The sequence below is a fragment of the Nocardia sp. NPDC051463 genome (genome assembly GCF_040681975.1).
Classification (GTDB): Bacteria; Actinomycetota; Actinomycetes; order Mycobacteriales; family Mycobacteriaceae; genus Nocardia.
Genome location: NZ_JBFBAB010000001.1, coordinates 1,092,627 through 1,117,277 on the forward strand (window position 1 = coordinate 1,092,627; position 24,651 = coordinate 1,117,277).

Genomic DNA, 24,651 nt, shown 5'->3' on the forward strand with positions numbered 1-24,651 from the left:
AACATCTCTGAACCCATGTGCGGCGGAAGTCGGGCGCAACCACAACCTCGACCTTACGGAGGCATGTTCATGCGGATTCTCATCTCCGGCGCCAGCGTCGCCGGTCCGGTGCTGGCGTACTGGCTCACCAGGCACGACTTCTCCGTCACCGTCGTCGAGCGCGCACCGACTCTGCGCAAGACCGGCGGCCACGCGGTCGACCTGTTCCGACCCGCGGTGGACATCTCGGAGAAGATGGGCGCGCTCCCGCGCATCGAAGAGCGGGCCACCGGCACGACTCGGATGACCCTCCAGCGGGAGGGCGCACGGCGTCCCGTCCAGGTGGATCTCTCCAAGATCTTCAGCGCCGCCTCCGAGCGGCACGTGGAGATCATGCGCGACGACCTGAGCGAGATCTACTACGACGCCGCGCGCGACGACGTCGAGTACATCTTCGGCGACTCGATCACCGCGATCTCGCCCGACGGCGAGGTGCGGTTCGAGAATGCCGCACCGCGTCGCTTCGACCTCGTCGTCGGCGCGGATGGGCTGCACTCCAACGTGCGCCACCTCGTCTTCGGCGACGAGTCCCGCTTCAGCACCTTCATCGGGGCCTACCTCGGGGTGCTGACCCTGCCCAACACCTCCGGCCTCGACGGCGAGCTTCTCATCCACGTTGGCGTCGGCCGCACTGTCGGCATGTACGGCGCGCGGCACCTCGGCGACGCGCGGGCGTTGTTCCTGTTCCGGAGCGAGCGCGAGCTCGACTACGGCTACCGCGACGTGACCCGGCAGAAGGAACTGCTGCGCGATGCGTTCGGCGACTTTCACGCCGACGTGGACCATTGGCTCGACGAGCTCGACCGCACTCCGACGTTCTACTTCGACTCGATCGCCCAGCTCCGCATGGATACCTGGTCGCGGGGCAGGGTGACCCTCGTCGGCGACGCGGGCTACTGCCCCGGCCCGGCCGTCGGCGGCAGCACCAGCCTGGCCGTCGTCGGCGCGTACGTCCTCGCTGGAGAACTGGCGCGGGCAGGCGGCGACAACGAGCGCGCCTTCCCCGCCTACGAGCGCGCGATGGCAGAGCACGTACGCGGCAGCCACGCGGCCGCACTGAGCGCGGCGAAGACCCTCATCCCCGCATCCCGCCTGGGCGTATCGGGCCTGGTACAGGGTGCCCGCCTGCTCTCCGCCCTACCCGCGGGACCCAGCCGCGCTCTGCTGCGCCTCACCACCAAGAGCGCACGCCTCTACAGCTCCATGACAGTCGACGATTACCCGCCGCGGCCCGCCGCATCAGGACGCAGGGTCGGCCTCGGGAACGAGCCAGGCGTGGAGTGACGAGCTCACCATCGAGCTGAGCATGCTGCTGCTCGCCGAGAAATCGTCGTGCCCGGTACATGAGTCCGGGCCATCTGGCCGCCACCTCGATCAGATTGGCATCTCTCCCGATCAGGCCGCCACGCCACCCGCCTCGACCTCGCCACCCAGCTGCCAGCCGCCGTCCTCGCCGATCTACTCGGCATCAGCGCATCCGCGGCCGACCGATGGGTCGAGCATTCAGGCTCCTCCTCAACTACGCCACCGTGGTCCAACGGCGAGCCACCGACTGAGTCTCAGTGGTGTGTTCCGTGGTCGGCACGGATGTGACCGGCGCAAACCGTGCCTAACGTCATGAGCATGGAAATCAACACGAACATCAGCACCGACATCAACGTTCAGCTCGAGGTGGCCGATCCCCAGGCCGCCGCCGCGATCTACGACGCCGCGTTCGGGCTGGGTGACCGGCTCGGGTTCCGGGCCTCGCAGGCACCCACGACCGGTTTCCGCGGATTCCTGCTCTCGCTGGTGGTATCGCAGCCCTCCACCGTCGACAGCCTCGTCGCCAGCGCGGTCGATGCCGGGTTCACCGTCCTGAAGCCCGCGAAGAAGAGCCTGTGGGGTTACGGCGCGGTGGTGCAGGCACCGGACGGGACGATCTGGAAGGTCGACACCTCGAAGAAGAAGGATGTGGGCCCGTTCACCCGCGAGATCGACGACCTGGTGTTGCTGCTGGGTGTGGCGGATGTAAAGGCCAGCAAGCAGTTCTATGCCGATCGCGGATTGACGGTGGCGAAGAGCTTCGGCGGCAAGTACGCCGAGTTCGCGAACCCGGGCTCGCCGGTCACCCTGGCGATGTACCCACGTAAGGCCGCGGCCAAGGACGCCGGGATGTCCCCGGAGGGCAGCGGATCGCACCGCATCGTCATGGACAGCGGCATCGGTTCGTTCATCGACCCGGATGGGTTCGTGTGGGAGGCGACGGCCTGAGCCGGGTGATCAGGTCCTCCCGGCGGCGGCGAGGGTCAGGCTCCGGGTGTACTGGTCAGGGGCAGTGGGCGCGTTCGAATTCCGCCGCGAGGGCGGGCAAACAAGAGGAGAAAGATCATGAAGTTTTCGGCCCACGTCGAGCCACCCGAGCCCATGCGGGGGCTGGAAGTTCCGCCCGAGGTGATAGCAGCGCTCGGCGAGGGTGCGCGGCCGCCAGTGACGATCTCGATCAATGGGCATTCCTGGAAGAGCCGGGTCGCCCTCATGCGCGGCCGTTACCTGCTCGGCCTCAGCAACGCCAATCGGCAGGCCGCGGGTGTCGCGATCGGCGACGAGGTCGAGGTCGAGGTCGAGGTCGACACCCAGCCGCGCGTCGTCGTCGAGCCCCCAGACTTCGCCCGAGCCCTGGACGAGGACCCTGTCGCCCGCGCCGCCTATGACAACCTTGCTCATAGCCGCAAGCGCGAGCACGTGCACGCCATCGAGAGCGCGAAGAAGCCCGACACGCGCCGACGGCGCATCGAGAAGGCCATCACCACCCTGCGGGGCTGATACCCGAGACGCGAGACTGCGCGCCCCGGGATGTCGGTGGGCGGCGTTAGGCTTTGCCGCGTTGCGTTGTGGAGTCGAGGTAGGGGGTTGCCGCGGTGACGATGGATCGAGGCGTTGTGCCGAGTGCGGACGATAGCGGCCACGATGATGCGGAGTTCGAGCTGGTCGACGACATCGAGGGGGATGTGTCGTTCGGGCTCGAGGAGATCAACGAGTTGTTGGGTGAACTGGTCGAGATGCATGGGGATCGCCGGCGGCGGGATGCGGAGATCGTCGGGCTCCGGTTAGGAGTCAGCGGGGAGGCGCCGGAGACGTTGGCGCGGATCGGGGCGCGATATGACCTGTCGCGGGACCGGATTCGGCAGTTGCATACGCGGGCGGTGGGACAGATCATTCGGGAGGCGCAGCTGAGTGGGCACCGAGCGGCGCGGGTGTTCGGGGCGCGATATCCGGTGGGAACCCGGGATTCGCAGTTGGTGCGGGCGTTGCTGGTGGAGACGTATGCGACGGACAGCGATATCGCGGCCAATGAGTTGTCGTATCTGAAACTGCGGCTTGCGGGGCATGCCGGGGAGGACGCGCGGCGGATCGCGGGGTTCGTGATGCAGCGGATCTTGGCGTGGCAGAAGAAGACGAATCGGCGGCTGGCGAAGTTGCATAATGCCGAACCGTCAGCGACCGACGAGGTGAATTCGTGGCTGGGGCACGTTGATTGGCCCGGGCCGATGGCTGCTGCCGCGCTGCCCCGCGAGTCGGTGCGGGTCGTCGACGGCGATGACGACGGCAGGGGCAGATTCTATCTGGGCAAGGTAGGGCGCGACGTGCCGTTCGATTCCGGGCTGGAGGCTCGGCTCTTGCGGACCCTCAACGCGAGCGATCTGATCGCCACGTTCCAGGAGCAGCCGAACGCCGTCGAATATCAGGTGGACGGCACGGATCGGATCTTCTACCCGAGCATCGTCGCCGAGCTGGCAGACAAACGGGTCGTGTTGATCGATGTCCAACCGCTGGGACATGTCGGCTTTCACATCAATCGGGCAAAGTCGGCCGCGGGGCGGGCCGCCGCGCACGCCAACGGATGGGGATGGCTCGTCTGGACAGGTAGCCGACTCGGTGTGCCAGAACTGCGTGGGCGACAGGTCGATTCGCAGTCCGAGAGCCGGCTGCGCGAGCTGATCGACAGCGGGTCGGTCCACTGGCCTGCGATACAGCACCTGCGGACGGAGACCGGACTCGAATTGCTCGACCTCACCACACTGGTCCTGCGCAACGAATGGCGCTGGGATCGTGCGCCGTTCCGATTGAGTGCGGGCCGCTGACGCGGCAGTCGGCGAGCTCAGCGCACCACCATCGCACCGGCCAGGAAGGTGACGATCAGCATCATGGCGCAGCAGGTGATCAGCTGCCAGTGGCTGATGGATTGCTGGAGATTGGTAATGGTGGCGCGCAGGCTGGTGTCGACTCTGTTGTGGTCGGCGAGCCTGCGCTGCGCTGCGGCAAGTGAGTCGGCGTGCTCCTGGGTGGATTCCTCGGCGCGCTCCAACCGAGCGGTGAGCTTCATGATCTGTTTCTGCTTGTCCCGCACAGTTTTCCGGGACAGGGCCAACGTGGTGCGTTGATTGACCAGTTCTTGGCGTTGGCGGGCGATGACGCTGGCCTGCGTTCGGGTGTGATGTTCCCAGTCGGTCACGGTTGCCCATCCTCCTGTCGTCACGTCGCGGTGGCCCCACACGATGTCACCGGTGACCCAGCCCCGCAGAAAGTCGCGCAGTTCATACGGTTCGCGCTGCGGAACAACCACGGCACTGTGTGCGGCGTCGAGCATTCCGAGGTCGATGACGTAGTCGCAGGCGGGCGGTGCGAGATCGGCAATCCCGATCGCGGGCAAGTAGGGCACCCAATAGCCCGGCGCGCACAGCCACAGCACACCGGCACACCCGGACGCACGCAGCCGCTCGGTATGTTGCTGTGCCGATACCCGATCCAGCGGCCCGCTGCGCACCTCGATGGCGAACTGGCGGTCGCCGACCCGCCAGTAGACGTCCACCGGCACATCGCCGACGCGGCGATCGACCTCGGCCTCGTCGGCACCGTAGGCGAGCATCCTGGCCGCCAGCCAATACTTCAGCCGTCGAATATTCCATTGCGCATCGACACATTCCGGGCACCGACAGGCATATCCGGACTCGTCCCGGACCGGTCCGCGCACACGCTCCTCGGACACCACCTCTTCGGACGCGCGACTATCCGATATGCCCAATTCGGCGAGCATCGCCCGACGCCCGCAAGCGGTGTCCACTCGCTGCTTCGTCCTCACGCGACCACTCCCCTGCCCAAACCACCGCAGTTCCGACGACCTCGATCGCCGGCCATAGATCAAGAGTGCGTCAGACTTCCATCGACCGCCAGTCCCCTTTACCCCGCGCTCGGGTGCGCCACCACCGGAGAACCACCGCTCACCAGCCAATGTGCAGTGCGTCACAGGAGATTTCGCAGCGACATGCGAGAGCATCACCACAGATTTCCACCGGATCGACACTTGCCGCCATTTCATGACGGCCGGACCACGACACACGCATATTGCCGTCGTCCAGCCACCGGTACAGCCCCCTCGACACAGTGGCTCGCTTCGATGCCGATCTACTATCGATCGATCATCGCTGCAGCAATTGCGCACCACAGCGAGTAGTTTCCCAAGCGAACGAAAAGTGCCGCGGCCCACTGGGTGTTGGTTGCCTCGAGCCGCGTATCTACCGATCGACGGATAGAATCGGCCGGCCACGGGCGGAGTTCGGGCACATACGGGGAAGAAGGTAGACGAATGGACCACGGCGAGCCGGGTGGCGAGTCGATCGGCACGCTCTTGTCGAGCCTAGCGACGACCCTGCGCGAGGTGAGCGACAAGCTGGACGCTGTGGCCGGCCGCGTGGAGGAGGATCGCGAAGACAACGACGTGGTCGAGCGCCTTGCGAAGCTGGAGGCGTGGGCCTTTCGTGCTGGGGACGATATGGCAAAGCTGGACGGGCGATTGGAACGCGTCGAATCCGGCGACGCCACAAGTAAGGACACCACGGCGGCCACTCCCAGCAGGCTCGACGCGAGTCGTCCGGATGCGCCGAAGCTGCCCTCGCGGGCGCAACGCCGCGAAGCCACCGCGATACCGCCACTGGCCAATCAGTCCGAACGGACAGCGACAGCGCCGTTCGACGTTACTCCGGCGACGCCACGCCGAGCCCCGGCCGCGGCCGTGAACCCGGAGAGTCGGATCGAGCCCGCGGCAGCCGCCTTCCCGAGCGAACGGCTCGAATCCCCGTCTCCCACAATGCAGCACGAACACCCCGAGCCAGCGACGATCACCCCGCGCACACCACGCGCCGAGTCGACCGCAGCGCCGTTCCACAACGAACCTTTCGGTCCCGCAACACACAGCGAGCCCCGTAACTCCCGGCCCGAGCAGACGGCCCCGACCTTCGGCAACGAGCGCCTGGAGCCCCTGGCACCGACCCGTAGCGATTGGCAGGAGGCGGCGCCCACTACGCAGGCCGAGCGACCCGAACCTGCCAAAACCCGGAGCAACGAACGCCTCACTCCCCCTGCCCAGGCATCCCGAAACGACTGGGCCGACTTCAGCACACCCGCCGCGGGCAACGGCCGGGTCGACTACAACACCGCAGGATCGAGCAACGGCCGGACCGACTACAGCACACCCGGTTCGAGCAACGGCCGTTCGAGCAACGGCCGTTTGGAAACGCCCCGAGCCGATTCCGGCATGACCGCGCCCCGCAGCGACCGCGAAGAAGTCGTTCCCATGGCGCCGGGAGCACATCGCGCCGCCACACCCACCGAAGACAATTCTCATGTGGACAAGCTGCAGGCGATGCTCGACGAGCTCAAGCGCAACGGCCCCTTCGGTGCCCGCCCCGAGGCGCCTTCTCCGAGCGAATTGCCCGGTATCGACCCGCATTTCGCGGTGCGAACCGAGGGGTAGACAGCGGCACTGCGGTGCTGGACGCCGGGGCTCTTCGCCGCCCTGAGCACGTCACCGCCGACTCCGGTACCGATCGCAGAAACTGAATCCCGCACCGAACCTTCGGACGACGATGCCGACGGCCATCGTTCGAGACCGCCGGACCGGGTGGCCACGGCCCGGCCTGTGACTTCGGGTGCAGCACTGGGCAGACCTCACCACACCCGCGTGCGCAGACACCTCGGCCCGGTGTCCGAACGGCTCGGCAGAATCAGAACAAGGCAGCGGCACGATCGACGGGACGAGCCGATGTCGATGTCGATGTCGATGTCGATGTCGATGTCGATGGGAGTGTCCCGACTACAGGTGCTCACCAACCCCATTGCCGCCTCTGATGTCGACAGGACACGGCCCCGTCGGCCTATTGTCGGCCGCCGTGGCGAGGTTGCGGGTCGGCGCCATCGACAGCACTGGTGAGGACGGCGCGGATCAGCTCGCGAAACCAGCGATGGCCACTGTCGGCGGTGTTCCGAGGGTGCCAGGCCATACCGACGGTCACCTCCGGCAGGGGCAGCGGAATCTGGAAGGCACACAGCCCGAGCGCGGCCAGCGTGGTCGCGCTGAGTGCGGCCGGGGCCGGACAGATCAGGTGGCCCGCTCGGACGGCGAGCAGTGCGGTGGTGAGGTTGGGGACGGTGGCCACGACGCGGCGAGTGCGGCCGTGCAGGGCCAGTCGGTCGTCGATGGGGCCGCGGGCGCGACCGAGTCGGGAAATGGAGAGGTGGGCGGCCGAGGCGAAGGCCGCCACCGTGACATGGTCGGTGACGAGCGGGTGGTCGGGCGCGGCGACGCCGATCACCCGGTCGCCGAGCACCCGTTGCACCGTCGTTTCCGGATCGGTGTGGTCTATGACGCCGACCTCGATGTCGACTCGACCGTCACGTAACGCTGCGGTCCCCTCGAGAGTGTCGGGCAGAAAGTGCACTGTGACGCCAGGGGCTCGGGTCCGGACGGCGGTCAGCAGTGGGGCGGCGAGTTCGGCCAGCACCGTGTCAGTTGCCTGCACGGCGAAGCTGCGCTTGAGCCCTGCGGAGTCGAGGGCGCCGCGCGGGGTGAGCAGCGCACGGCCCTGCTCGACCAACACGCTCACTTCGTAGCGCAACTCCAGCGCGCGCGGCGTCGGCACCAGGTTGCGGCCTGCGCGCACCAGCAGTGGATCGCCGAGTACGCGCCGCAACCGAGCCAGCGTTCGGCTCATGGCGGGGGCCGAGGTGTGCAACCGCTCGGCAGCCCGCGTGACGCTCTGGGTGTCCAATAGCGCATCCAGAGCAACCAACAGGTTCATGTCCAAGGCCTCCACACCTGGATTATCACCAACGGAAAGATAAGTTACCAACATTGCACTGGTGATAATCCATGGCGAGTCCTGGCGTCGCGGCCAGACGGCGCCGTACCGCCGATCTCGAAATCCACTGTCGGAAGGAACCATCCACTCATGTCCCCCATCCACAGCTGGCTGTGCTGAGCCAGAGCGGCCGCACATTGAGCTTCTTCGACCTCACGACCCGGACCCGGACCGCACGAGTAGCCGTCCTCCCCGAAGGACACGAACTGTGCACAGACCCCAGCTCACGACTGCTATACGCCGGCAACACCCAGCACTCGGACCGTTGGCAGTCCACCTGCGGCCGAGGGCCACGAGATCACCGTGGTCGACCTCGACACCCATGACATCGTCGATGTCATCGACCTGTCTTCGGAACATGCACGGCACGAACTGTTGCTCGACTCCGACGCCGGGCTACTCCATGCCAGTGCCGAGGAAGGATCCGCGGGACCGGGCGGCGTCGTGGCCCTCGATCTGATATCCCGAAATATCGTGCGCCGCATCTCGGCGGATGCCGCGAGCCCGCAGTGGGGCGGACTCACTCAGGGCGGCAAGAAACTGTACGCCAGCAACATACGGGCACCATCCGTTTCGGTGCTCGATCTCGCCGGCCACAGGGCGCCACGGCGGATACCGGTGCCGGGCAGCACCGGCCTGGCCCTGTCACCCGACGGCATGCTGTTGTTCGTGACGACACCAGTCATGAGCATCCGGCCCGATCTGGAAGTGTCATATGCGGTGCAGGTCATCGGGATCAGCACCGACGCCGTGGTCGACCGATTTCCATGCTCGCGGCACCGGCCCGGACCATGTCACCGTGAACAGTCGCCTCCTGATCGGCCAGTGGCGGTTCGGGGGCGTCGGCTCGCCGTTCGGCGCCGGGCTGCTCAATATACGACGCGATCTCTCTCGCGCCACTCGGCCGGATCGAGGTGGGCGTCGGACCCATCAGCATTGTCTCGACTCCCGGCGGCGCATTGGGATTGGTGAGCAATCTGTAATCCGGGACGTCATCGACATCGACATCGACAACGTCACGGTCACAGCCACTCTGGAGGCGGATCGCTGCGACGGTCCGCCGCTGGACATCACGATCGCCCCTCCGGGTGCGCACGGCATGGCCTACATTCCGGCCATCACCTAGCTGCCTGGCACTGCCTGGGTTCCGGCCGGCACCTGCACCCCTGGCGTGGTTTCGTTCGCCGAGGGTCGACGCTCGCCCAGACCGCGGTAGGACGACGGTTTGATCGTCCGGAACCATTGCGCGGCGCGGGTTCGCATCGGCAACCGATAGTGCAGGTCAGCGAGCATCTCATCGATGTTGTGGATCGAGAACGGGGTGATCGCGGTGCCGTGGGCGTGGTGGCCGTTGGTCCGCTCGGCCATCCACTGCAGGCGCTCATCGACCTGCGCGCCCATGGTCTCGGCGGTGGGCAGGGCGAGCCTGCCGCCGAGCAGTGCGGCGGTCCAGTGCGCGGCGACCTCGGCGTTGAGCGCACTGATCACCGAGGAGTTGTAGCCGACGAAGGTCAGGTTCGCAACGCCGACCGGCAGGATATGGCGGTACAGGCGGAAATTGCCGTCGTCGTCGGTGAGCTGACGCTGGATGTATGGGGTGAGGAACGGGACACGCTGATGGAATCCGGTGGCGCAGATGACGACGTCGGCCTGGATCGTCTCGCCGGTGGACAGCTGCACGCCGGGTCCATTGTCACCGAGCATCTCCGCGATGGTGGCGTCACGATGAACCGCGATACGGCCCGCCGCCACCTGTTCGTAGAAGTTTTCGGTGGTCAGACCCACGGTGCTTTCCGCAATCTCCTCGAAGCGGCCCTCGGGCACCAGACCCAGCTCACGCAGGTTCATCCGCTTGGTGGCGAGTTCCTGGATCACATCGAGATTGGTCTCACGGAACGAGCGGCCACGGCCGTGCAGAACACGTTCGAACCGACCGAGCTCCTGATAGCGGAAATGCGCCTCCCCCAGACGGGTCAGCATCAGCCGCTCGTAATCCAGGACGCCGGCCAGCTTGCGCGGCATCTTCCACAGCAATCGTCGCGCGACCACACTGGTCGAGGCGGCGACGTGGCTGACCGCCTCGGCGATATCGCAGGCGGACTTGCCGTAGCCGACCACAACGACCGACTTACCGCGCACGGCTTCGACGTCATGGAATTTCGACGCGACACCCAGCTGCCCGCCCGCCCGGCGGAAGCGGTCGGCGCCGGGGAAGTCTGGCAGCACAGGATCGCTGAACACTCCATTGGCGATCACCAGGTGGTCGCAAGAGGTGCGGTGGATACCGTCCCTGTCGCGAATCTCCAGCAGCCAACCGCTGTCGACGGGATCGGCGGCGACCACCTCGGTGTTGAGCCGCAGGTGCTCGCCCAGGCCGTTGTGGCGGACGTATCCGTCCAGGTACGCCTGCATCTGTTGCCCGTCGGGCACGCGAGGGTAGTCCGCGGGCATCGGATAGTCCGAGAAGTGATAGGTGTGCTTGCTGTTCTGCGCGCGTAGCCCCGGATACCGGCGCGTCGCGCTCCACACACCCCCGACGTCGGAAGTCCGGTCGAATACCTCGACCGGAAATCCCTCCTGTCGCAACACCTTCGCGCAGGCGAGGCCTGCGATGCCCGCACCTACGATCGCGATGCGGTTCCCGCTCGTCATGGGACGGAGATTACGTCGCCTGCGCCCGTGCGGCAAAGCCCGCCCAATATTTCACCCGTCTGAACGCGGAGTGACGACCATCGTGGCCTTGCCGCGCGGCACCGTAGTGATGTTGCGTACACGACCGCGTTCCGGCTTCGCACCCGCGGGCGCCGACAGGCGGTATCTGCTCAGGATTTCGCGTAGCACGGTGGTGCCCTCCATGAGCGCGAAACCCGCACCGATGCAGCGGCGCACCCCACCGCCGAAGGGTAGCCAGGTGTTCGGCGTCACCTCGCCGTCGAGGAAGCGCGACGGCCGGAATGCGGCGGCGTCGCGATAGTTCTCCGTACTGCGGTGCGCCAGCAGGATGGAGCAGCTGACCACGGTGCCCGCGGGCAGCTGCCAGCCACCGATCGTCATATCGTCGGTGAGTTTGCGGACGGCGCCGGGAATCACGGTGCGCAGCCGCAGGGCTTCCTTCATGACGGCTTCGAGTGTTTTGTCGTCGTCGGTGCGCACCGCCTCGATGGCCTGCTGTTGCAGGTCGGGGTGGATGGCGAGTTCATGCAAGGCCCAGGACAGTGCCGCGGCGGTGGTTTCGTGCCCGGCCAGCAGCAGGGTGATCAGCTGGTCACGCAATTCGGCATCGGTGAGCGGCGGGTCGGCGTCTGTCCTACCGCCCGCCTGCAGCAGCCTCGACAGCACATCCGTGCGCTCCGCGAGGTCAGGTACTGTGCGGCGGGCAGCGATCTCCGCGTAGAGCAGATCGTCGATGGCGACCAGGTTGCCGTGGAAGCCCTTCCACGGCGCGAACCGCTGCAGCGCGGGTTTCAGGAAACCGATGTACTGAATAGTGCCGATGGTGACAATGCGATGCAGCCGCGGTGCGAGTGCCGCACGGGTGCGTGCGTCGGTGACGCCGAACACCACCCGCATGATGACCTCGAGAGTGAGCGCGTTCATCCGGTCGAGGGTGATCACTGTCGAGCCGGGCTGCCAGCGGTGCACTTCCGCGCCCGCGATCTCGGCAACCACGGCCCGATAGCCGCGCAGTGCCGAACCGTTGAAGGCAGGCATCAGCAATCGACGCGCCTTGGCGTGCTCGGCTTCGTCGGTCATCAGAACCGAATGCGCGCCCATGATCGGCCCGAGAATCTGGTTGCCTTCACCGGCATGCAGGTCCCGCGGGTCGCCCGCAAAGATCTGCTTGATGTGTTCGGGCCGGGTGAACACCACGAGCTTGTCCGCGAATGGCGGCACGCGCAGCGCGAACACGTCACCGTAGCGCCGACGCAGCGGCGGCAAGATCAGTGACCGGCGGCGCAGGTACAACAAGCCCTGCACGAATGCTGGTAGCGGCGGGCCCGGCGGATACGTTGCTGTCATCGTTTCCTCCGAATCCGAGGCCGGAGGCATCCTTGTGTCCGGTCACGAGCAAATGTCGCACATTCCGTCGACCGCACGTAAGGCCGAGGGCCCGCCTGCCGCAGGTCCGCAGCGCGGGCATGCGGTGCACGAGGAGAAGACCGCTGGCGCTCGCCCCGAATCGACTATCCACGCGCCGCTCGAGTTACCTTGCGCCCCTGTTATTTTGGCGCTCGTCCCGCCGGCCCGATGCCAGGATCCCGAACCCGTGACCATCGCTGGTATCGGCAATCGGTCATCGATGACAGCGTCTTCCAGAGTGGGCGTAGTCGTCGAGTTCGAGGTCGCAGGAGTCCGGCGCGGGTAGATCGCCGGCGATGGTGCCGGCCTGTCGGGCAGCTGCATGACCGGCACGCTGTGCCACGGTCGGCCACCGTGCGACCACGACGTGCCCGGAACGGGGATGCGGCGTGGTTCCCGGCCTGCACGGTTCGGCGGGCGTACCGCCGCCGGTGTCGTTACCCTGCGGGAATGAGTTCGATTGCGCCCGTGCTGCGCGGCGCTCGGATCGCGAACTCCTTCGCGTTCGGGTTGCAGGGTTTCTTCTTCGCGGTGGTGCTCACCCACTTGCCACAGCAGAAGGAGCGGTTCGACCTGTCCGACGGCCTGATCGTCGGGTCGGTGGTGTTGGTGTCACTGCTCGCCGGTGGCGGTAGCGTGGTGGCCGAACGGCTGGCGATCCGCTGGTCGAGCCGCACCACGCTGCGCATCGGTCTGCTCGGCATCGCGATCACCGGCTGCGCGCTCGCCATGGCACCGAACACGATCGCGATGTTGGTGATGCTCGGCTGCTACGGAATCGCGGTCGGCATCGTCGATGCGAGCACCAATATGCAGGCGGTGTTCATCCAGCACGGGTACGGCACCTTTATCCTGTCGTCGTTCTACGCGGCCTGGAGCGCGGGGGCGATCACCGGCGCGCTGTTCGTGTCCGGCTGCGAGGCACTCGAGGTGACGCTGCGCGAATCGGTCCTGACGGCGGCAGGGGTAGTACTTGTGCTCGGGCTGGTACTCGGACCGCGACTGCTCGGCGCCGACGCGGCGGAAACAGGTCCGGCGGAAGCGGGTGCGGCCGAGAGCGAATCCGGAGCAACGGAACCATCGCGGACTGTCGCGCTCTCGGCGTATCTGGTGTTCGGCATTGCTATGGCGTTGGTGTTCGCGATCGACCTCGCGGTCGGCAACTGGTCTGCGCTCTATCTGACCGACGACCTGCTCGCCGGTTCGGCGACCGCGGCCTTGGCCTTGGCCGCCTATCAGGGCGCCTCGCTGATCGCCCGGCTCACTGGGGACATCTGGGTTCGACGCTTCGGGCCGCGTCGGGTCGTGCAGGTCGCCGCCACGATCGGGGTGGTCGGCCTTGCGGTGGTGGTGGCGGCTCCCGGGCCGGTGGTCGCCATTGTCGGCTTCTCGGTCGCGGGTATCGGAATGCCGGTGATCGCACCGTTGTGTTTCAGTGAGGCGGGACGGCTGACCAGCGGACGCGCATTGGACGCGCTGATGGCACGCCTGAACCTGTTCAACTACGCGGGCACGCTCGTGGGTGGCGGTGTGGTCGGCGCGATCGCCGCCGGTTTCGGACACCGTGCCGGATTCGTCATTCCCCTCGTCTTCGCGGCGATCCTCATCGGGCTCGCACGTGTGTTCCATTCCCGTTCCGAAGCGGGCAAGTTTCTCGCGGAGGGCGATGACCATGCTGTACTGGACAGATGAGCAACATCCCAGTCACTGTCGACCGGGCCGGATTGTGGGACGCCGAAGCCCTCAGTGACGTTGCGGCCGCGACCTTTCCACTAGCCTGCCCACCCGGCGCCACCGCCGACGACATGGAGATCTTCATCAGCGATGTGCTGTCGGGAGAGCGCTTCGGCGAATACCTGACCGACCCGACGCGCACTGTGCTGAAGGCGGTCGCGAACGGTGACATCGTCGGCTACGCGATGCTGCACGCAGGCGACCCGACCGATCCCCAGGTCGCCGCGGCGGTGAATCTGCGGCCCGTTGTCGAGATCAGCAAAATGTATGTGCTGCCCGGCCATCACGGCAGTGGGGTATCGAAGGCGCTGATGCGGGCCGCACTTCAACGCGCGCGTGAAGAGGGGGCCGCGGGAGTCTGGCTCGGGGTCAATCAGGAAAACACCCGGGCCCAGCGTTTCTACACCAAGCACGGGTTCACCAGGGTGGGCACCAAGACCTTCCACGTCGGCAACCAGCTGCATCACGACTTCGTGATGCGAATGATGCTCTAGCTCTTCACGAAATTCACCAGCGCCATATGAAATGCCGGTTCGATCACGGCCATCAAATGGTCACCGGGCACCATCGCCAGAGTGCCGTCTGGTAAGGCCGCGGCAAGACGTTCGGGTTCGGCGGCGAATGGGTCGGCGGCACCTGCCAGAACCAGCGTGGGCACGGTAACGCCGGCCAGTGTGGCGATCGGCTCGTCGTCGAGACCGGTCGCGACCGCCTCGATGGCCGCCCGGTCGGCACCGATCGCATCGGCGAGAATCCGGAACATCTTGGCGACCTGGGACGCGCCCGCGCCGTCGCCGCGCATGGCGGTGCGCAGGTCGTCGATGTCGATGACGCGGCGGTCGACGCCACCGCAGTCGAGCACACCCGAGCCGATGCCGCCGACGGCCAGCTTCGTCACCCGCTCGTCGGCGGCCGCGACCAGTAGCGAGATAACCCCACCCATCGAATAGCCGACCTGCACGACGCGATCGAAGCCGAGCTCGTCGTACAGTGCGCTGACGTCCTTCGCCATCGCCGCCCACGAATACCGAGCGGGGTCGTGTGGTTTGTCCGAGCGGCCGTGTCCGCGGGCGTCGAGCGAGACGACGGTGTGCCCGGCAGTGTGCAATGCCTGCACCACCCCGGTGCCCATCCAGTTGGCATTGGTGTCGGCGACGACCCCGTGCTGCAGCACGACCGGGACCCCCTCGCCCTCCCACACGCGGTAGTTGAGCCGCAACCCGTCCCAGGTCTCGAACTTCGTCATGCCCGCATCGTAACTGGATCCGTTTCAGAGGTTGACAAGTTCTGATTGTTCAGTATTTACTGAACACATCAGTTCTTACGGAAATCGCAAGACATACAGAACCTGATCGAGAACATTTCGAAGGAGCATCATGACCACCGCCGCGATCCGCACCGAGGGCCTGACCAAGCACTACGGCAAGCATGTCGCCCTCACCGACCTGAATCTCGAGGTCGGCCAGGGCGAGGTATTCGGATTTCTCGGCCCCAACGGCGCGGGCAAGTCCACCACCATCCGCATCCTGCTGGATCTGATCCGGCCGACCTCAGGGCAGGTCGAAGTTCTCGGCGTCGATCCGCGTGCAGGCGGTGCGGAACTGCGCAAACGCATCGGCTATCTGCCGGGCGAGCTCGAGATCGAAGGCCGCAACACCGCACGCGACCTGCTCGGGTTCCTGGCCGATCTGCGCGGCACGGTCCCGGCGAATCGGATCACCGATCTCGCCGATCTGCTCGATCTGGATCTGTCCAAGAAGGTCGGCGCGATGTCCAAGGGCAACAAGCAGAAGGTCGGCATCATCGCCGCCTTCATGCACAACCCCGACCTGCTCATCCTCGACGAACCGACCTCCGGCCTGGATCCGCTACTGCAGCAGCGCTTCCTGGACCTGGTCACCGCGGCGAAGCACAACGGGCAGACAGTGTTCATGTCCTCCCACATTCTCAGCGAAGTGCAGCAGACCGCCGATCGGGCCGTCATCATGCGCGCGGGCAGGCTGCTCGGCACCGAGAACGTCGAGGATCTGCGGCGCCGTTCGCCGCGCTCGGTCGAGCTGGTGTTCGGCGAGGACATTTTCGCCGACGATTTCGCGAAGCTGCCCGGCGTGCGCGACCTGACCATCGAGGGAAAAACGTTGCGCTGCACCACCGAAGGCGAAGTGGACGACCTGTTCAAAATGGCCGCGAAGTACCGCATGGTCAGCGTGCTCTCCGCCGAGCCGGACCTCGAACGGATCTTTTTCAGCCTCTACGGCCGCTGACCCACACCGCGGACACACCACCAAAATACCTATCGCACAGGAGGACTCGTCATGACCCGCTCGGTTTTCACCCAGACGCTGAAGGAACAGCGCCGCGGCCTGATCGGCTGGTCGATCGGCCTGGCCATCGTCCCGATGATGTACCTGCCCAACTTCCAGTCGCTGCAGCAGCAGGGCTCGCTCGACATCAAGCAGAACAAGATGTACGAAGCCATGGGTATGGGCGATTTCGCCAGTGCCACCGGCTATATGCAATCCATGGTGTACGCGATGATGGGCACGCTGTTGTTGCTCATCTTCGCGGTCACCTTCGCAGCACGTTCGGCCGCCCAGGAAGACAGCGGGACGCTGGACCTGCTACTGGCCCAACCGATCAACCGCCGGGGCCTACTCGCTCAGCGGTTCGCGGCACTGGTGGTGCAAACCGGAATCGTCACCACTGTCTTCACTCTGAGCATCATCGCCGGCGCGAACGCGGGACAGATGAACATTCCAGCGGGCAATATCGTTGCCGCAAGCGCGGGACTGGGCCTGCTCGCCCTCCTCGTCGGCACGATCACCATGTTGATCGGCGCCCTCACCGGAAAGCGTACGCTGACACTGGGATTCGCCGCGCTGGTCGCACTGGCTGCCTACCTGGCCAACAACCTCGGCGGGATGTTCGACGGCACCGATTGGCTGCGCAAGCTGTCGCCGTTCTACTACGCGATCGGTGACTCGCCTTTGGTCAACGGCTGGAACGGCATCAACCTGGCGGTGCTGGTCGCCGTGGTCGTTGTCGCCGTGACGGCCGCGCTGAGTGCCTTCGACCGCCGCGACCTGGCGGTCTGATCCTTCCGAACGGGGCGGGCCGACACGGCCCGCCCCGTTTACCCATATCGACATCACCGAAGGGATACTCGACCGATGAGCGAGCGCAGCGAACGAAACATATGCACAGCGCCACCGGGGACCACCGAACAGACCGCTGGCGAGGCCCGATCATGAGCACCGCGGACAACGAGCCGACCAATGACCCCACGCCGGAACAGTTGGCTTTCGTCGAGGATTTGGCGCTCGTCTTCGAAAAAATGGGCTTGGTCCGGATGGTCGGCCGGGCGGCGGCCTGGCTGCTGATCTGCGAGCCGCCCCAGCAGACGTTCGGCCAGATCGCCGACGCGCTGCAGGCATCGAAGGGATCCATCTCGAGTGCACTGAAGACCTTGGTCGCCATGCGCTGGGTAGACAAGATCTCCAGGCCGGGTGATCGCAGGGACTACTACTCGATCCGGCCTGGAATCCTTCCCGACCTGCAGCGCCAACAGCTCGCTCAATACACCGATCTCACCGACACGACCACACGCGGCCTCGCGCTGTTCGACGACCCGAACGGCGAACAAGCCGCCCGGGTTCGCGACATGCACGAGTTCTTCCTGTTCGTCGCCAAGGAGATACCCGTACTGCTCGATCGCTGGGACGCCGCGCACCCGCGCTCCTGAACCGAGCATCCGAGACTTGGCCTCAGCCGGGATCCCTTGCGTGACAGCCGGAATCAGGCCAGCATTTTGGCCTTCAGTGCAGCGACGTCGGCGGTCGAGAGCCGAAGACCCTCGCGGACGTAGTTGTCGAAACTGCCGTAGGTCCGGGCGGCTTGATCGAAGGCGGCGTCGAGCCACGGCTGCTGGACGCCGTTGATGGTGTCGTTCGGGCCGGTGTTGCGGTACTGGTTGGACAGCAAGTAGTCCTGGTTCACAGTGTCGCGGTCGACGCCGAGAATGGTCAGCAGGACCGCGGAGGTCCAGCCGGTGCGGTCCTTGCCCGCGGTGCAGTGGAACAACACAGCGCCATCTTCGGTGTCGATGATGTGGCGCAGCACCGCGGCAAAGGCTTCATCGGCGCCGGGGGCGGTGATGAAGGCGCGGTAGAGGTCGTCGCCACCGGTCAGGGTGGTGATCAGGGTCTGTGGCGGCGCCTGGCCGATGACATCGGCCCACTGTGGGGTGGCGCCGGCGGGCACCTTGTCGGGGCCGATGGCGCGCTCGAAGACGGTGCGCAGGTCCTCGACGTAGCGGACCTGGCGGTGGGTCAGTTCGGCGAGATCGGCCGGTGTCGCGTTGTTGAGCTGGCCGGTGCGGTACACCAGCCGGTGCGTACCAGGTGGCCGTCCCCGGTGCGGTAGCCGCCCGCGTCGCGCGCGTTCTGCACGCCCTGCAGGTTCAGCGAACGGTCGAACACGGCCTCCGAAACACTCGGCCGGTCCGCGAGGGCAACGCCTGTCACGGGCCCGAAGGCGACCGTGAGACCGGCGGCGAGCGCCACCGGGACACGGATCGAACGACTGACCATGGCAGATCTCCCATCGGTTGAACGAACAGCCCCCGGCTTCGAGACCCACCCAACCAATTGAAATACCATTAGGTCAACTTTGCGTCGTGGCTCCTACGCGGCAGCCGCTTCGAAACGCGACAGCGCCAGCAGTCGCGAGATCGCACGCAGGTACTTCTTGCGGTATCCGCCGTCGAGCATCTCCTGCGAAAAGATCTCGTCGAGCTTGGCACCGGAGACGGTCACCGGAATGCTCGCGTCGTAGAGCCGGTCCGCGAGCACCACGATGCGCAGCGCGACGGCCTGGTCGTTGACCTGGTGCACGTTCGAGATATACACCGACGGCACTCCCGAGATCAGTGCACCGTACTTCGACGGATGCAGCGTGCTCAGGTGTTGCAGCAGCGCGTCGAACTCATCGAGCGTGGATCCCGGTGTGGCAGTGGCCCGTTCGGTCAGCAACTCCGGTGAGGTCGGCTCGGGAGCAGGCGGCAGATCGCGGTGGCGGTAGTCGGGGCCATCGACACGCACGGCCTCGAAAATCGAGCCGAGCTTCTTGATTTCCCGCAGGAAGTCCTGCGCGGCGAAGCGCCCTTCGCCCAGCTGTCCGGGCAACGTATTGGAGGTCGCGGCGATCGACACCCCGCGCGCGGACAGCTCCGTCAGTAGTCGCGAGACCAGCATGGTGTCGCCGGGATCGTCGAGTTCGAACTCGTCGATGCACAGCACACTGTTGGCCGCCAGCCGCTCGACAGCATTGTTGAAGCCGAGCGCACCGACGAGATTGGTGAGCTCACCGAAGGTGCCGAATGACTTCGGCGCGGGCGCGCTGTGAAAGATCGAGGCGAGCAAGTGGGTCTTGCCGACACCGAATCCGCCGTCGAGATACAGGCCCGCGCCACTGACCGGCTTCTTCTTGCCGAACAGGCTCTTCTTGTTGGCCGCGTGGTTGATCTTGGCGACCTGACCGGCGAAGTCCTCGGCCTTGCGCACCGCGGCGGCCTGGCTCGGCTCCTTGGGATCCGGGATGTAGGAGGCGAAACTGACCTCGTCGAACATGGGCGGGGGCACCATCTGCGCGACCAACTGGTCTGCCGGAACCTCCGGATGGCGATCGACAAGGCGTTCTTGCATAGACGGAGCTTAATGACGTGGTGTGATGTTGCTTCATGCAGCGTATCCACAATGCGATCCAGCTCACAGGGCTGAGCGACGACGACCTGGCCGAGCTGTACGCCTACCCCGCCCGGCTCGACCGGCCCTGGGTCCGAGCCAATTTCGTGTCCAGCATCGATGGCGCCGCCACCAGCGGCGGACTGTCCGAGGGGCTCGGCACGCCCGCCGATAAGTCGGTGTTCACAATGCTGCGCGAGTTGGCCGATGTGATCCTCGTCGGCGCGGGCACCGTGCGCGCGGAGAACTACGGCGGCGCCCGCGCCGACCCGCAGCGGCGCCGTGCTCTCTACGACCGTGGGCTCGGCGGCCACCGCGACGGCGCACCCCCGCCGATCGCCGTGCTCACCGCGAGCGCCGCGATCGAACCCGGCTCGCGGCTGTGCACCGATACCTCCGTCGCACCCATCATCATCACCACTGTCGCGGCTGCGCGCGACCGCAAGCAGCAGTTGCGTGACGCGGGCGCGCGGGTCGTGGAGGCGGGCGATATCGCGGTCACACCGAAAGGACTGCTCCGGGCGTTGGAGGAGTTCGAAGTGCGCCGCGTGCTGTGCGAGGGCGGCCCCCAGCTGTTCGGCGAGCTACTCGGCGCCGACGCGATCGACGAACTGTGCTTGACTACCGCACCGGTGCTGGTCGGCGGCACAGCGCGACGAATTTCGCTGTCCGCACACGAGTTCCGCACCCCGATGGCACGCAAGCACATTCTGCTCGACGACGACGGCACGATGCTCACCCGTTGGACCCGTCGCTGATGGCCGCGACACCCATGCCCCAGCGCCCATCTACGGCTCCTTTGTGAAACAACCGGGCGAACCTGGCAGGCTGTAGCGCATGCGCTGGACTCGGGCCGCCGTGCTGGCCTCGACACTCTCGATCATGATCGCCGGATGCGGTGCGGGACCTTCCGATCGCCCCGGTGTCGCCGTCGAGCGCGCGCCCGCCGTCGGGGGGCCCGCCGCCACGTCGACCCCGCCACCGCCGCCAAAGGCCGAGCTGCCCAAGACCGACCTGAGCTGGCGGGAGTGCACGGCGCCGACGCTGAACCTGCTCGGGCTCGGCCCCGCGCCCACCGGCCTGGTTCTCGAGTGCGCGGAGTTCTCGACGCCGATCGACGGGACGGGCTCGGTACTGGGCACCTTCCGCGCAGGCGCCATGCGGGCCCGCCTGCCGCAGACCCCGGCCGACGCCGCCCCGCTGGTACTCACCTCAGGAGCGGATCGGTCCTCCTCGGCCACCCTGGCCGGGCTGGCCGTGGGACCGGCGAGCAGTCTGCTGACCACGCGTCCGATCGTTGCGGTGGATCGCCGGGGCCTGGGCACCTCGCAACCGATCGACTGCCTGCCGACCGACGTGCGTCGCGGCCTCGCCGACAACGCGCAATTCACACCGGGCACAACCGATCCCGCCGAGGCGGTGACCGGGTTCAGCCAGGACGCCACCATCGCGTGCCGCGACTTCCTGCACCCTTACGAGGGCACCTTCGACGCCCCACACGCTGCCGACGACATCGAACAGCTGCGCAAGCAGTGGCAGGTCGAACACATCGACCTGCTCGGCAGCGGCAACGGCGCCAAGGTGGCGCTGAGCTTCGCCCGCAGGTACGGCGACCACCTGTCGCGGCTGATCCTCGACTCCCCCGAAGCCGTCGGCGCCGACGCGATCACCAGGACCGAGCAGCAGGTCCAGGGCGCGGAGGCGGCGCTGACCGCCTTCGCGCAGCGGTGCATAGGAATCAACTGCTCGCTCGGTGCGGACCCGCGCGCGGCAGTGACCGATCTGGTGAAACGCGCGAGCACCGGTGGTCTCGGCGATGTCTCCGCGCACGCGCTGCTGACCGCAGTGACCGGCTTTCTCGGCGCGCCGCGCTCCGACCAGGCCAACCGCATCACCGAACTCGCCGATGCGCTCTCAGCGGCCGGACGTGGCGACCGTGGTGCGCTCGGCAATCTCATCCTGCGCGAATCCGCCGCCACCGCAAGTGACGGGCAATTCGTGAACGGCTGCACCGACAATCAAACGCCGCCGACCCCGAACCGGGCCGCGGAACTCAGTGCCGAGTGGGGACAGAAATATCCAGTCTTCGGCAAGGCCGCCGCGATCGCGATGATGGCGTGCGCCGCCTGGCCGGTTGCGGGCGCGCCACCGCTGCCCGCAAAGCTCGACCTGCCGGTTCTCGTTCTCGGCGGGATCGCGGATCCTGTCGTCGGCACCAACGGCCAGGCATCGGTGACCGGCGCCCTCGGCGCAGCGGGCGCCCGCCACGCCTCGGTAGCGTGGCAGGGCTGGGGCCATCCGGTCTTCACCCATTCCGGCTGTGCGCAACAGGCGCTGCTCGACTATCTGAAGGACGCAAAGTTGCCCAAGGATGGCACCGCGTGCCCCGCGTGACCCCCTGATATCGACGCGCCGGGCAGGTCCCGCAACCGTCATGAGCTGATCCGGTGTACCGTGCCCCAGTGTTACTTCGACAGCTCGAGCCGCGCACCGCTCGTACCACCGCCGAAGCGATCAAGTTCGCACTCTGGCCGCTAGCGGTCATGACTGTGCTCAATCGGGTCTTCATCAAGGCTGTCAACGGGTTTATCACCGACGACTTCAAGCCGGTCTACACCGCGTCGTTGGCCTTCCTCAACGGCAACCCGGTGTACACCGCCAATTTCGACTCGGTGGACCCGCATTACCTGTACCCGCCGAGTGGAACGCTGTTGATCGCGCCGCTGGCCCTGGTCGATCCGGAAAAGTCGCGCTGGTGCTTCATCCTGCTCAACGCCGCCGCCATCATCCTGGCCTGGTACCTGCTGCTGAAGCTGTTCAAGTTCACGCTGTCCTCGGTGGCGGCGCCGGTGCTGATGTTCGCGATGTTCATCTCCGAAACAGTCACCAACACACTTGTTTTCACCAACGTCAACGGTTGCATCCTGCTGGCCGAGGTGGTCTTCCTGCATCTGCTGCTCCAACGCCGAGACCTCTGGGCAGGCGCGATACTCGGATTGAGTATCGCTGTGAAACCGACACTGGCACCGCTGATCCTGATCGCGGCCGCGCGCGGCCAGTGGAAGGTCTTCTACACCGCGATCGGCGTACCCGTCGCGCTGACCGCGATCGCCTGGCCACTGTCGAAGGACGCGGACAAATTCTTCACCCGCACCGCGCGCTACATCGTCGAGTCGCGGGACTACTTCAACAGCGCCATCGTCGGCAATGCGGCCTACTACGGCCTGCCGCTGTGGCTGACCTGGGGCATGCGCATCCTCATGGGCGTTCTGGTCGCCATTACGCTGTGGCTGCTGTACCGCTATTACCGCGAGGACGAGCTGTTCTTCGTCACGACCGCGTCCGGTGTGCTGATGACCGCGTCGTTCCTGCTGCCCTCGCTCGGGCAGATGTACTACTCGATGATGCTGTTCCCGTTGCTGATGTCGGTGGTGCTGCACAATTCAGTGCTGCGCAACTGGCCTGCGTGGCTGGCGGTGTTCGGGTTCATGTCTTACGACAAATGGCTCTCCGACCGCTGGCAGGGCTTCGGGCGCAACCTGGAGTATCTGCGCATTACCTTCGGCTGGGGTCTGCTACTGATCGTGATCTTCTGCGTGCTCGGTGACCGCTACCTGGCAGCCAAGCGTGACGGTCGACTGCACTTGGGCATCGACCCGACCTGGATACGGTCGGCGCCCGATTCCAGCGGCGACACGGTTGCCGCCGCGGTGCCGCGGAGTGCGATCGAGACGGACTCCGAAGACACCGACGCCGAGGACAGCGCACGGTCCGGGCTTCGGGAACCGGAGCCGAGCGCAGTCAAGTAGCGCCATGGTTTGCGGCGCGGCAGCCGAAAACCTATTAGCGTGGAGCAATGAGTTCCGACGCTGACACGACCATGCCCGCGCCTCGCATCCAGCTGACGCCGCAGGAGTGGAAGGCCAAGCTGAATCCCGAGGAGTACGCGGTTCTGCGGCAGGCCGCGACCGAACGCCCCTTCACCGGCGAATACACCGACACCAAGGCCGAAGGCGTCTACGTGTGCCGTGCGTGCGGGGCCGAGTTGTTCCGCAGCACCGAGAAGTTCGACTCACACTGCGGGTGGCCCTCGTTCTTCGATCCGGCCGAGTCGGAGGCGGTCCTGCTGCGCTCCGACGACACCCTCGGCATGAGACGGGTCGAAGTGCTGTGCGCGAATTGCCACAGCCACCTCGGCCACGTGTTCGAGGGCGAGGGGTACAGCACGCCCACCGACAAGCGCTACTGCATCAACTCCATCGCACTGCAGCTGCACCCCTCGGGCACCGCAGCGCAGTAGTCTTCGGCGCTCAGCGGAAGGGTACGGATCGCAGTCGCAGACCGCATGCCCCGAAATATCGGGGCATGCGGTCTGCTGTACTCCGATCGCTCAGTTACGGCTGCCGACGGGCAGGCCGGCGAAACACGTCACCGCAGGTGGACGGCGCCACCTGCGCGCGGTCGGGAGCCGCTACTTCGGTCGAGTCTCATGCGACATGTCGCAGATCGCAAACGGCAGAGTGCCGTGCGTCTTCGCACAGCTGCCGAGGAATGCCTCTCCGCACGCGTCTGCCGAGCCGGACGGCACATCCGTCGACAGATTGTGGCCGATCCTGAATTCAGCTCGGCAGCGTGGAATTCTGCTGCCAGGAATTCCATGGTGGTCCCAGGTACGGCGGCCGGCAGTGTCGCCGCTGCCACAACGCCGGCGCGCACTTCATCTCCCACCGGACACTCGCCGACTCCGCGTTTGTCGGCCCCCGCACACACCGTACTGGTGCCCGCGGCGCGGTCAGATCCGAATCACCGGAGGTCAAAGAGGGAATACCAGGTCACCTCGACCCGCTCGGCAGCCACGACACCGCGCTATGGCACGCACC

General features: G+C 66.3%; 23 protein-coding genes. 15 read left to right on the plus strand and 8 right to left on the minus strand.

Annotated features, from left to right (window positions below):
• Positions 1-69 precede the first annotated feature (69 nt).
• The 4 genes from AB0M74_RS04970 to AB0M74_RS04985 all read left to right on the plus strand — a co-directional run bounded on the left by AB0M74_RS04970 (position 70) and on the right by AB0M74_RS04985 (position 4,163).
• A complete protein-coding gene (locus AB0M74_RS04970) occupies positions 70-1,323 on the plus strand; it encodes an FAD-dependent monooxygenase (protein ID WP_364901708.1) in 1,254 nt (417 codons plus the stop codon).
• Positions 1,324-1,662: 339 nt separating this feature from the next.
• Positions 1,663-2,292 carry a glyoxalase gene (locus AB0M74_RS04975; protein ID WP_364901710.1) on the plus strand — a complete coding sequence of 210 codons (630 nt, stop codon included), beginning with the start codon at positions 1,663-1,665 and terminating at the stop codon, positions 2,290-2,292.
• Between the two features lie 117 nt (positions 2,293-2,409).
• The gene (locus tag AB0M74_RS04980) at positions 2,410-2,844 is read left to right on the plus strand and encodes a YdeI/OmpD-associated family protein (RefSeq protein WP_364901711.1); all 435 of its coding nucleotides are present in this window, start codon (positions 2,410-2,412) and stop codon (positions 2,842-2,844) included.
• A gap of 101 nt (positions 2,845-2,945) precedes the next feature.
• Positions 2,946-4,163 carry a sigma factor-like helix-turn-helix DNA-binding protein gene (locus tag AB0M74_RS04985; RefSeq protein ID WP_364901958.1) on the plus strand — a complete coding sequence of 406 codons (1,218 nt, stop codon included), beginning with the start codon at positions 2,946-2,948 and terminating at the stop codon, positions 4,161-4,163.
• 17 nt (positions 4,164-4,180) lie between these two features.
• Here the strand turns inward: AB0M74_RS04985 and AB0M74_RS04990 are convergent, their stop codons facing one another.
• The gene (locus tag AB0M74_RS04990) at positions 4,181-5,161 is read right to left on the minus strand and encodes a hypothetical protein (RefSeq protein WP_364901713.1); all 981 of its coding nucleotides are present in this window, start codon (positions 5,159-5,161) and stop codon (positions 4,181-4,183) included.
• A 504-nt stretch (positions 5,162-5,665) separates the two neighbouring features.
• On the opposite strand from AB0M74_RS04990, the gene AB0M74_RS04995 reads away from it, so the two are divergent.
• A complete protein-coding gene (locus AB0M74_RS04995; RefSeq protein WP_364901714.1) occupies positions 5,666-6,832 on the plus strand; it encodes a hypothetical protein in 1,167 nt (388 codons plus the stop codon).
• Between the two features lie 400 nt (positions 6,833-7,232).
• Here AB0M74_RS04995 and AB0M74_RS05000 read toward each other — a convergent pair whose 3' ends face one another.
• Positions 7,233-8,162 carry a LysR family transcriptional regulator gene (locus AB0M74_RS05000; RefSeq protein WP_364901960.1) on the minus strand — a complete coding sequence of 310 codons (930 nt, stop codon included), beginning with the start codon at positions 8,160-8,162 and terminating at the stop codon, positions 7,233-7,235.
• A gap of 853 nt (positions 8,163-9,015) precedes the next feature.
• Between AB0M74_RS05000 and AB0M74_RS05005 the strand changes: the two genes are divergently transcribed.
• Positions 9,016-9,342, plus strand: a complete 327-nt coding sequence (locus AB0M74_RS05005; RefSeq protein WP_364901715.1) for a hypothetical protein — start codon at positions 9,016-9,018, stop codon at positions 9,340-9,342.
• Here AB0M74_RS05005 and AB0M74_RS05010 read toward each other — a convergent pair.
• Complete coding sequence (locus tag AB0M74_RS05010; RefSeq protein WP_364901717.1) at positions 9,339-10,868, minus strand: NAD(P)/FAD-dependent oxidoreductase; 1,530 nt, start codon at positions 10,866-10,868, stop codon at positions 9,339-9,341. The genes AB0M74_RS05005 and AB0M74_RS05010 overlap by 4 nt on opposite strands.
• Positions 10,869-10,919: 51 nt before the next feature.
• Positions 10,920-12,236: a cytochrome P450 gene (locus tag AB0M74_RS05015; protein WP_364901718.1), complete on the minus strand. Its 1,317-nt coding sequence runs from the start codon at positions 12,234-12,236 to the stop codon at positions 10,920-10,922.
• Between the two features lie 510 nt (positions 12,237-12,746).
• On the opposite strand from AB0M74_RS05015, the gene AB0M74_RS05020 reads away from it, so the two are divergent.
• A complete protein-coding gene (locus tag AB0M74_RS05020) occupies positions 12,747-13,988 on the plus strand; it encodes an MFS transporter (RefSeq protein WP_364901720.1) in 1,242 nt (413 codons plus the stop codon).
• 5 nt (positions 13,989-13,993) lie between these two features.
• Entirely contained in the window at positions 13,994-14,524 is a 531-nt protein-coding gene (locus AB0M74_RS05025) for a GNAT family N-acetyltransferase (RefSeq protein WP_364901962.1), read from the plus strand.
• Here AB0M74_RS05025 and AB0M74_RS05030 read toward each other — a convergent pair.
• A complete protein-coding gene (locus AB0M74_RS05030) occupies positions 14,521-15,276 on the minus strand; it encodes an alpha/beta hydrolase (RefSeq protein WP_364901722.1) in 756 nt (251 codons plus the stop codon). The genes AB0M74_RS05025 and AB0M74_RS05030 overlap by 4 nt on opposite strands.
• A gap of 130 nt (positions 15,277-15,406) precedes the next feature.
• Between AB0M74_RS05030 and AB0M74_RS05035 the strand changes: the two genes are divergently transcribed.
• The 3 genes from AB0M74_RS05035 to AB0M74_RS05045 all read left to right on the plus strand — a co-directional run bounded on the left by AB0M74_RS05035 (position 15,407) and on the right by AB0M74_RS05045 (position 17,772).
• Complete coding sequence (locus AB0M74_RS05035) at positions 15,407-16,294, plus strand: ABC transporter ATP-binding protein (RefSeq protein WP_364901724.1); 888 nt, start codon at positions 15,407-15,409, stop codon at positions 16,292-16,294.
• Between the two features lie 51 nt (positions 16,295-16,345).
• Positions 16,346-17,125 (plus strand): ABC transporter permease subunit, encoded by a 780-nt coding sequence (locus AB0M74_RS05040; RefSeq protein ID WP_364901726.1) that lies wholly within the window; start codon positions 16,346-16,348, stop codon positions 17,123-17,125.
• Positions 17,126-17,277: 152 nt separating this feature from the next.
• Positions 17,278-17,772, plus strand: coding sequence for a MarR family transcriptional regulator (locus tag AB0M74_RS05045; RefSeq protein WP_364901728.1), 495 nt, complete (start codon positions 17,278-17,280; stop codon positions 17,770-17,772).
• A 53-nt stretch (positions 17,773-17,825) separates the two neighbouring features.
• Here the strand turns inward: AB0M74_RS05045 and AB0M74_RS05050 are convergent, their stop codons facing one another.
• From AB0M74_RS05050 to zapE, 3 genes are all read right to left on the minus strand, one after another.
• Positions 17,826-18,413, minus strand: coding sequence for a tyrosine-protein phosphatase (locus tag AB0M74_RS05050; RefSeq protein WP_364901730.1), 588 nt, complete (start codon positions 18,411-18,413; stop codon positions 17,826-17,828).
• Positions 18,359-18,619 carry a hypothetical protein gene (locus AB0M74_RS05055; RefSeq protein WP_364901732.1) on the minus strand — a complete coding sequence of 87 codons (261 nt, stop codon included), beginning with the start codon at positions 18,617-18,619 and terminating at the stop codon, positions 18,359-18,361. The genes AB0M74_RS05050 and AB0M74_RS05055 overlap by 55 nt, the downstream gene beginning before the upstream one ends.
• A 93-nt stretch (positions 18,620-18,712) precedes the next feature.
• Positions 18,713-19,732, minus strand: a complete 1,020-nt coding sequence (gene zapE, locus AB0M74_RS05060) for a cell division protein ZapE (protein ID WP_364901734.1) — start codon at positions 19,730-19,732, stop codon at positions 18,713-18,715.
• Positions 19,733-19,767: 35 nt separating this feature from the next.
• On the opposite strand from zapE, the gene AB0M74_RS05065 reads away from it, so the two are divergent.
• The 4 genes from AB0M74_RS05065 to msrB all read left to right on the plus strand — a co-directional run bounded on the left by AB0M74_RS05065 (position 19,768) and on the right by msrB (position 24,071).
• Positions 19,768-20,529 (plus strand): pyrimidine reductase family protein, encoded by a 762-nt coding sequence (locus AB0M74_RS05065; RefSeq protein ID WP_364901736.1) that lies wholly within the window; start codon positions 19,768-19,770, stop codon positions 20,527-20,529.
• Positions 20,530-20,608: 79 nt separating this feature from the next.
• Positions 20,609-22,165: an alpha/beta hydrolase gene (locus tag AB0M74_RS05070; RefSeq protein ID WP_364901738.1), complete on the plus strand. Its 1,557-nt coding sequence runs from the start codon at positions 20,609-20,611 to the stop codon at positions 22,163-22,165.
• 68 nt (positions 22,166-22,233) lie between these two features.
• Positions 22,234-23,580, plus strand: coding sequence for a glycosyltransferase family 87 protein (locus AB0M74_RS05075; RefSeq protein ID WP_364901740.1), 1,347 nt, complete (start codon positions 22,234-22,236; stop codon positions 23,578-23,580).
• A gap of 47 nt (positions 23,581-23,627) precedes the next feature.
• Positions 23,628-24,071, plus strand: coding sequence for a peptide-methionine (R)-S-oxide reductase MsrB (gene msrB / locus AB0M74_RS05080; protein ID WP_364901741.1), 444 nt, complete (start codon positions 23,628-23,630; stop codon positions 24,069-24,071).
• The last annotated feature ends 580 nt before the right edge of the window (positions 24,072-24,651 follow it).